We start from the raw sequence: 8202 nt of genomic DNA on the forward strand, positions 1-8202 counted from the left end.
CTGCCAGTCGTCATTTCCCGCTTACTTGTCCTAGACTTGTCTACCTGCCGCACACGCCATTTTTTCGTTATGGATTTCAAGGCCTATTGCATGCCCGATTCTCGTTACCAGGTCGACGTCAGCGTCGTCACACGCTTTCTCTCGGAACAGTCGCAACCCGAGCAGAATCGCTTCGCTTTCGCCTATACCATCACCGTGCACAACAACGGTAAATTACCTGCCAGGCTGCTGTCGCGTCACTGGGTCATCACCGACGGCGACGGCCATGTCGAAGAGGTGCGCGGCGAGGGCGTGGTCGGTCAGCAACCGTTGATCGAGGTCGGTAAAAGCCATACCTACAGCAGCGGTACGGTAATGACCACCCGCGTGGGCAATATGCAGGGTTCTTATCAGATGCTGGCTGAAGACGGTAAACGCTTTGATGCGGTCATAAAGCCCTTTCGTCTGGCCGTCCCGGGTTCGCTGCACTGATGGCGGTGTACGCCGTTGGTGACCTGCAAGGTTGCCTTGAACCTCTGCAATGCCTGCTCGAGCACGTCCACTTCAACCCCGAGCATGATCGACTCTGGCTGGTGGGCGATTTGGTCAATCGTGGCCCGCAATCGCTGGAAACACTTCGCTACCTGTACGGCCTCCGTGAATCGCTGGTGTGCGTGCTGGGCAATCATGACCTGCACCTGCTTGCCGTCGCCCGTAAACACGAACTGCTCAAAAAAGGCGATACGCTGCGCGAAATCCTTGAAGCGCCGGATCGTGACGAATTGCTCGGCTGGGTGCGTCGGCAAAAGCTGATGCACTACGATGCAGAGCGCAACGTCGCCATGGTGCATGCCGGTATCGCGCCGCAGTGGTCGCTGAAAAAGGCCTTGAAGCACGCAGCCGAAGTCGAGCATGCACTTCAGGACGACCAGCTGTATGGCGCTTTTCTCGACGGCATGTACGGCAATGAGCCGGCCAAGTGGGACAACGACCTGCAAGGCGTCACGCGTTTGCGGGTGATTACCAACTACTTCACCCATATGCGCTTCTGCACCAGCGACGGCAAGCTCGACATGAAGAGCAAGGAAGGCGTTGAAACCGCCATACCTGGCTATGCGCCCTGGTTCAGCCACCCGAAACGCAAGACCCGTGAGCTGAAAATCATTTTTGGCCACTGGGCGGCGCTTGAGGGTCGCTGCAACGAGCCTGGCGTCTTTGCCCTCGACAGCGGATGTGTCTGGGGCGGCTCGATGACGCTGCTCAACGTTGATACCCTTGAACGTCACCAATGCAATTGCGATGCTGTCGGCCAGGCCGCCAACGGGCTTGTTACAAGCGCACAGGCCGGCACCGCCACTAACCCCCAGGCTCAGGAGCCCAGGCAATGACCGAATTCAAACGTATTCCACCTGAACAGGCACAGGCACTGCGCGAGCAAGGTGCAGTGCTGGTCGATGTTCGTGATGCGCAGACTTTTCAAAGCAATCACATTCCTGACTCCGTGCATCTGGACAATCACTCGATTGCCGACTTCATCGCCAAGGCCGATCTGGACAAGCCGCTGGTCGTTGTCTGCTACCACGGCAACTCCAGCCAGAGCGCTGCAGCCTACCTGGTGGGCCAGGGTTTCTCCGACGTATACAGCGTGGACGGCGGCTTTGAGCTGTGGCGCGCCACTTACCCTGACGAAACCGCGCAAGGCTGATAAAAAATATTTTTATGACAGCTGATCCCGCGTTTTACGCGGGCTCGCGAGCCATCTGACGAACGGTCAGCCCGTCTTCTCGCGCATCCCTTCTTTATCTTTCCGAATCCGAACTATCCTTAGCCTAGGCCATCCGTATTCAGGGGAGAGCCGGTACACCGGCGCGTGGGTCATCGGTAGTTACTTTTAAGGTGTTCTGGGGGGAAACAGCAGCCGCATTCTGGTTGCTGCCAGCATCGACTGACGATCCGCCGCCGGCTCCACGTATCGAGCGAGGTGACGTCATGAGTATATTCAGCCACTTCCAACAACGCTTCGAAAGCACACGGCAAGAAGAGCTCTCGCTACAGGAGTATCTGGAGCTCTGCAAACAGGACCGCAGCGCTTACGCCTCTGCCGCAGAACGTCTTCTGCTGGCCATTGGCGAGCCCGAACTGGTGGATACCTCTACCAACTCCAGGCTCTCGCGAATATTCTCCAACAAGGTGATACGCCGCTATCCAGCCTTTGCCGACTTCCACGGAATGGAAGAATGCATCGACCAGATCGTTTCGTATTTCCGCCATGCCGCCCAAGGCCTGGAAGAGAAGAAGCAAATCCTTTACCTGCTCGGCCCGGTAGGCGGTGGTAAATCGTCCCTGGCTGAAAAGCTCAAGCAACTGATCGAAAGAGTCCCGTTCTACGCCATCAAGGGCTCGCCAGTCTTCGAGTCGCCTCTGGGCCTGTTCAACGCCACTGAGGACGGCGCGATTCTGGAAGAAGACTTCGGAATTCCGCGACGCTACCTGAGCACTATCATGTCGCCCTGGGCGACCAAGCGCCTGGCCGAGTTCGGTGGTGACATCAGCCAGTTCAAGGTTGTGAAGCTCTACCCTTCGATTCTCAACCAGATCGCCGTAGCGAAAACCGAGCCCGGCGACGAAAATAACCAGGATATTTCCGCGCTGGTCGGCAAGGTCGATATTCGCAAACTGGAAGAATTCCCACAGAACGACGCCGACGCGTACAGCTACTCGGGCGCACTGTGCCGGGCCAACCAGGGCCTGATGGAATTCGTCGAGATGTTCAAGGCACCGATCAAGGTCCTTCACCCGTTGCTGACCGCGACCCAGGAAGGTAACTACAACAGTACCGAGGGGCTGGGTGCCATCCCGTTCACCGGTATTCTGCTGGCGCACTCCAACGAATCGGAATGGCACAGCTTCCGCAACAACAAGAACAACGAAGCCTTCATCGACCGTATCTACATCGTGAAGGTGCCGTACTGCCTGCGTGTCAGCGACGAGATCAAGATTTACGACAAACTGCTTTTCAACAGCTCGCTGTCCAAAGCGCATTGCGCACCTGACACCTTGAAGATGCTCGCACAATTCACCACGCTGTCGCGCCTCAAAGAGCCGGACAACTCCAACATCTACTCCAAGATGCGCGTGTATGACGGCGAGAACCTGAAAGATACCGACCCCAAAGCCAAGTCGATCCAGGAATACCGCGACAGTGCGGGCGTCGACGAAGGCATGAACGGTCTCTCTACCCGCTTCGCGTTCAAGATTCTGTCCAAGGTCTTCAACTTCGATCCACACGAAATTGCTGCCAACCCGGTGCACCTGCTGTACGTACTGGAACAGCAAATCGAACAGGAGCAATTTCCGGCCGAAACGCGTGAACGCTATCTGCGCTTCATCAAGGAATACCTGGCACCCCGCTACATCGAATTTATAGGCAAGGAAATCCAGACGGCGTACCTGGAATCCTACAGCGAGTACGGTCAGAACATTTTCGACCGCTACGTGCTGTATGCAGACTTCTGGATTCAGGATCAGGAATACCGCGATCCGGAAACCGGCGAGATTCTCAACCGCGTGGCCTTGAACGAGGAGCTGGAAAAGATCGAGAAACCGGCCGGCATCAGCAACCCGAAAGACTTCCGCAACGAAATCGTCAACTTCGTGCTGCGTGCCCGCGCCAACAACAACGGCAAGAATCCGACCTGGCTCAGCTACGAGAAGCTGCGCGTGGTGATCGAGAAGAAAATGTTCTCCAACACCGAGGACCTCCTGCCCGTCATCAGCTTCAATGCCAAGGCCAGCAAGGAGGATCAGCAGAAGCACAACGACTTCGTCACACGAATGGTCGAGAGGGGCTACACGGACAAGCAGGTACGTCTGCTGTCCGAATGGTATCTGCGCGTGCGGAAATCGCAATAAAGCAGCTGCAAGCTTCAAGCTATCAGCTGCAAGCGAAAAGCGATCGAGGCCCGGCTTCGGGATCGATGGCGCGCTCGCTTGCAGCTTGAAGCTTACAACTTGAAGCTCCTCGGAGGAGCCTATGAGCTATGTGATCGACCGACGTCTCAACGGCAAGAACAAGAGCACGGTAAACCGGCAGCGGTTTCTGCGTCGTTACCGTGACCACATTAAAAAGGCAGTGGAGGAAGCGGTCAGCCGGCGCTCCATTACTGACATGGAACACGGCGAGCAGATCAGTATTCCCGGACGCGACATTGACGAACCGGTGTTGCATCACGGTCGTGGCGGCAAACAGACCGTTGTTCATCCAGGCAACAAGGAGTTCACCACAGGCGAGCACATCGCCCGCCCTCAAGGCGGCGGTGGCGGCAAAGGACCTGGCAAGGCAGGCAACTCCGGCGAAGGCATGGATGAGTTCTCGTTTCAGATTACTCAGGAAGAGTTTCTCGAGTTCATGTTCGAAGACCTGGAGCTGCCGAACCTGGTCAAGCGCAACCTGACCGGTACCGACACCTTCAAGACCGTGCGCGCGGGTATCAGCAACGAAGGCAACCCTTCACGCATCAACATCATCCGTACCCTGCGCTCGGCGCATGCGCGACGCATTGCGCTGTCCGGCAGCAGTCGGGCAAAACTCAAAGAGGCAACTGTCGAGCTTGAGCGTATGAAGCGCGAAGAGCCCGACAACTTCGGCGATATTCAGGAACTGGAAGTAGAAATCGATCGACTGAAAGCACGTATTCGTCGCGTACCGTACCTCGACACGTTCGACCTCAAGTACAACCTGCTGGTCAAACAACCCAACCCCAGCTCCAAAGCGGTCATGTTTTGCCTGATGGACGTTTCCGGTTCCATGACCCAGGCGACCAAAGACATCGCCAAGCGCTTCTTCATCCTGCTTTACCTGTTTCTCAAGCGTAATTACGACAAGATCGACGTTGTGTTCATTCGCCACCACACCAGCGCCCGCGAAGTGGACGAGGAAGAGTTTTTCTATTCCCGGGAAACCGGCGGCACCATCGTTTCCAGCGCCTTGAAACTGATGCAGGAGATCATGGCCGAACGCTACCCAAGCAGCGACTGGAATATTTACGCGGCACAGGCCTCGGACGGAGACAACTGGAACGACGATTCGCCCATTTGCCGGGAAATCCTGACCAAACAGATCATGCCCTTCGTGCAGTACTACACGTACGTGGAGATCACGCCGCGTGAGCACCAGGCCTTGTGGTACGAATACGAGCGTATCGGTGAAGACTACGCCGACACGTTCGCCCAGCAGCAGCTGGTCTCTGCCGGTGATATTTATCCGGTATTCCGCGAACTCTTCCAGCGAAGGTTAGTGTCATGACCGCCAGAGAGCAGAAGCGCCAACCCCTTTCCACGGGGTCAGAGTGGACATTTGAACTGATCCGGGCCTACGACCGTGAGATCGGCAGAATTGCCGAGCGGTATGCTCTGGACACCTATCCCAACCAGATTGAAGTGATCACTGCCGAACAGATGATGGATGCCTACGCCTCGGTGGGCATGCCCCTGGGCTACCATCACTGGTCATACGGCAAACACTTCCTCAGCACTGAAAAATCCTATTCGCGTGGCCAGATGGGGCTGGCGTACGAGATTGTGATCAACTCGGACCCGTGCATTGCCTACCTGATGGAAGAAAACACCATCTGCATGCAGGCGCTGGTCGTTGCGCACGCCTGCTATGGCCACAACAGCTTCTTCAAGGGCAATTACCTGTTCCGCACCTGGACCGACGCCAGCTCGATCATTGATTATCTGGTGTTCGCCAAGCAGTACATCATGCAATGCGAGGAGCGGCATGGCATCGACGCCGTGGAAGATTTGCTCGACTCGTGCCACGCGTTGATGAACTACGGCGTGGACCGCTACAAGCGTCCGTATCCGATTTCCGCTGAAGAGGAACGGCGGCGTCAGAAGGATCGGGAAGAACATCTTCAGCGCCAGATCAACGATCTTTGGCGCACTATTCCGAAGAACGCCGAAAAAAACAGCAAAGAGGACAACGCACGCTTTCCTGCCGAGCCGCAGGAAAACATTCTCTATTTCATCGAGAAACACGCGCCGCTGCTGGAGCCTTGGCAGCGCGAAGTGGTGCGCATTGTGCGCAAGATCGCGCAGTACTTTTATCCACAGCGCCAGACCCAGGTAATGAACGAAGGCTGGGCAACGTTTTGGCATTACACGCTGATGAACGACCTGTACGACGAAGGCCTGGTCACCGACGGCTTCATGATGGAGTTTCTGCAGTCGCACACCAGCGTGATTTTCCAGCCCGGTTTTGACAGCCCCTACTACAGCGGCATCAATCCCTACGCGCTGGGCTTTGCCATGTATCAGGACATACGCCGGATGTGCGAAAACCCTACCGATGAGGACCGGCAGTGGTTTCCGGAAATTGCCGGCACCGACTGGCTGACGGCGATCAAGTTTGCGATGACCAGCTTCAAGGACGAGAGCTTCATTCTCCAATACTTGTCGCCCAAGGTGATTCGCGACCTCAAGCTGTTCAGCATCATGGACGACGACCAGCAGGAAGACCTGCTGGTGCCTGCCATTCATGATGAAAACGGTTATCGGACCATTCGCGAGATCCTCGCTGCGCAATACAACCTGGGCAATCGGGAGCCCAACGTGCAGATCTACAGCATCGACCGCCGAGGCGATCGCTCGCTGACCCTGCGCCACCAACAGCACAACCGAAAACCGCTGGGCGATTCGACAGACGAGGTGCTCAAGCACCTGCACCGGCTATGGGGCTTTGATATCCATCTGGAAACCCTGCAGGGCGATCAGGTGGTCAAGACCCATCACGTACCTCCAAAAGGCGAGCATGCCGACAGTGAGTATCCCCGGCTTGATATGGCGGTCGTCCATCTTTAGGCGTTAGGGAAAAGGCTGTTTAAACGGCTGCTCATGCAGCTTTAGCCTCCGCAAGCACGGCACAAGGTTTATCCTGTCGCGCTTACGGAGGCTTTTTATGCAGATTTATAAAGTGGGCGGTGCTGTACGCGACCGCCTCTTGGGTCAACCTGTCACTGATATTGATTGGGTCGTGGTCGGCGCGAGCACTGAGGACATGCTGGTCAAGGGCTATCGCCCGGTCGGCACAGACTTCCCGGTGTTTCTGCACCCGCTGACCAATGAGGAATACGCGCTGGCGCGCACCGAGCGCAAAAGCGGCGTGGGCTATGGAGGCTTTGTTTTTCATGCAAGCCCCGAGGTAACGCTTGAGCAGGACCTGATTCGGCGCGACCTGACGATCAATGCCATGGCCGAAGACAAGGACGGAAACCTGACCGACCCGTATAACGGTCAGAAAGACCTTGATGCGCGAATATTGCGCCACGTTTCCCCCGCATTCGCCGAAGATCCGCTTAGGGTCTTGCGCGTGGCCCGGTTCGCAGCGCGCTACGCACGTTACGGTTTCACCATCGCACCCGAGACCTTGGGGCTGATGCGCCAGCTCAGTGAATCCGGCGAACTCAAGGCGCTGACTGCCGAACGAAGCTGGAAGGAAATCTCACGCGCCCTCATGGAAGAGCAGCCTCAGGTGTTCATCCAGGTACTGCACGACTGCGGCGCGCTCAAGGAACTGATGCCTGAGGTCGAGGCATTGTTTGGTGTACCGCAGCCAGCTGCGCATCATCCGGAAATTGACACCGGCGTACACGTCCTCAGCGTGCTAGAGCAATCTGCGATTCACAAACACCCGCTGACCGTACGCTGGGCCTGCCTGCTGCACGATCTGGGCAAAGGGCTGACGCCAGAAGCCGAATGGCCCAGGCACATTGCCCATGAACATACCGGCCTGCGCCTGATTAAAGCGGTCAACGAGCGTTTTCGGGTGCCCAGGGAATGTCAGGAACTGGCACTGCTGGTCGGCCAGTACCACACCCACGGCCATCGGGCGCTGGAACTGAAACCCTCGACTTTGCTGGAGCTGCTGCAAAGTTTCGACGTCTACCGTCGCCCGCAGCGTTTTGAAGAGTTCATTGCGGCGTGCGAGATGGACGCGCGAGGACGTCACGGCTTCGAACAACGCAGTTATCCACAGGCTGATTACCTGCGCGGTGCAGCACAGGCCGCTCGAACGGTGTCAGTACAGCCGCTGCTGGAGAAGGGCTTCAAGGGCAAGGAACTGGGCGACGCGCTAAAGAACGAACGGCTCAAGGCGCTGAAAATCTATAAGGCGGAGCACGTCGCCTGACTCTAACTGACTACTATCGCTCCCACGCACCA

At 56.8% G+C, this 8202-nt stretch carries 7 protein-coding genes; all 7 read left to right on the plus strand.

The window, feature by feature from the left end:
• The first annotated feature begins 90 nt into the window (after window positions 1–90).
• The 7 genes from apaG to ALO64_RS08765 all read left to right on the plus strand — a co-directional run bounded on the left by apaG (window position 91) and on the right by ALO64_RS08765 (window position 8170).
• The gene (apaG, locus tag ALO64_RS08735; RefSeq protein WP_002551888.1) at window positions 91–471 is read left to right on the plus strand and encodes a Co2+/Mg2+ efflux protein ApaG; all 381 of its coding nucleotides are present in this window, start codon (window positions 91–93) and stop codon (window positions 469–471) included.
• Window positions 471–1367: a symmetrical bis(5'-nucleosyl)-tetraphosphatase gene (locus ALO64_RS08740; RefSeq protein ID WP_044343657.1), complete on the plus strand. Its 897-nt coding sequence runs from the start codon at window positions 471–473 to the stop codon at window positions 1365–1367. Before apaG ends, ALO64_RS08740 begins: the two co-directional genes overlap by 1 nt.
• Complete coding sequence (gene glpE / locus ALO64_RS08745; protein ID WP_002551886.1) at window positions 1364–1684, plus strand: thiosulfate sulfurtransferase GlpE; 321 nt, start codon at window positions 1364–1366, stop codon at window positions 1682–1684. Before ALO64_RS08740 ends, glpE begins: the two co-directional genes overlap by 4 nt.
• A 284-nt stretch (window positions 1685–1968) precedes the next feature.
• The gene (locus tag ALO64_RS08750; RefSeq protein WP_002551885.1) at window positions 1969–3891 is read left to right on the plus strand and encodes a PrkA family serine protein kinase; all 1923 of its coding nucleotides are present in this window, start codon (window positions 1969–1971) and stop codon (window positions 3889–3891) included.
• 121 nt (window positions 3892–4012) lie between these two features.
• Window positions 4013–5284, plus strand: coding sequence for a YeaH/YhbH family protein (locus ALO64_RS08755; RefSeq protein ID WP_002551884.1), 1272 nt, complete (start codon window positions 4013–4015; stop codon window positions 5282–5284).
• A complete protein-coding gene (locus ALO64_RS08760) occupies window positions 5281–6843 on the plus strand; it encodes a SpoVR family protein (protein WP_002551883.1) in 1563 nt (520 codons plus the stop codon). Before ALO64_RS08755 ends, ALO64_RS08760 begins: the two co-directional genes overlap by 4 nt.
• Before the next feature lie 97 nt (window positions 6844–6940).
• The gene (locus ALO64_RS08765) at window positions 6941–8170 is read left to right on the plus strand and encodes a multifunctional CCA addition/repair protein (RefSeq protein WP_044343656.1); all 1230 of its coding nucleotides are present in this window, start codon (window positions 6941–6943) and stop codon (window positions 8168–8170) included.
• Window positions 8171–8202: the final 32 nt, after the last annotated feature.

This window comes from Pseudomonas meliae, from assembly GCF_001400515.1.
GTDB lineage: Bacteria > Pseudomonadota > Gammaproteobacteria > Pseudomonadales > Pseudomonadaceae > Aquipseudomonas > Aquipseudomonas amygdali.

Excerpts from the sequence above, each read along its gene's own strand:
- glpE (WP_002551886.1), top strand. The coding sequence starts at position 1,364 with ATGACCGAATTCAAACGTATTCCACCTGAACAGGCACAGGCACTGCGC.
- ALO64_RS08760 (WP_002551883.1), top strand. The coding sequence starts at position 5,281 with ATGACCGCCAGAGAGCAGAAGCGCCAACCCCTTTCCACGGGGTCAGAG.
- ALO64_RS08750 (WP_002551885.1), top strand. The coding sequence starts at position 1,969 with ATGAGTATATTCAGCCACTTCCAACAACGCTTCGAAAGCACACGGCAA.
- ALO64_RS08765 (WP_044343656.1), top strand. The coding sequence starts at position 6,941 with ATGCAGATTTATAAAGTGGGCGGTGCTGTACGCGACCGCCTCTTGGGT.
- ALO64_RS08740 (WP_044343657.1), top strand. The coding sequence starts at position 471 with ATGGCGGTGTACGCCGTTGGTGACCTGCAAGGTTGCCTTGAACCTCTG.
- apaG (WP_002551888.1), top strand. The coding sequence starts at position 91 with ATGCCCGATTCTCGTTACCAGGTCGACGTCAGCGTCGTCACACGCTTT.
- ALO64_RS08755 (WP_002551884.1), top strand. The coding sequence starts at position 4,013 with ATGAGCTATGTGATCGACCGACGTCTCAACGGCAAGAACAAGAGCACG.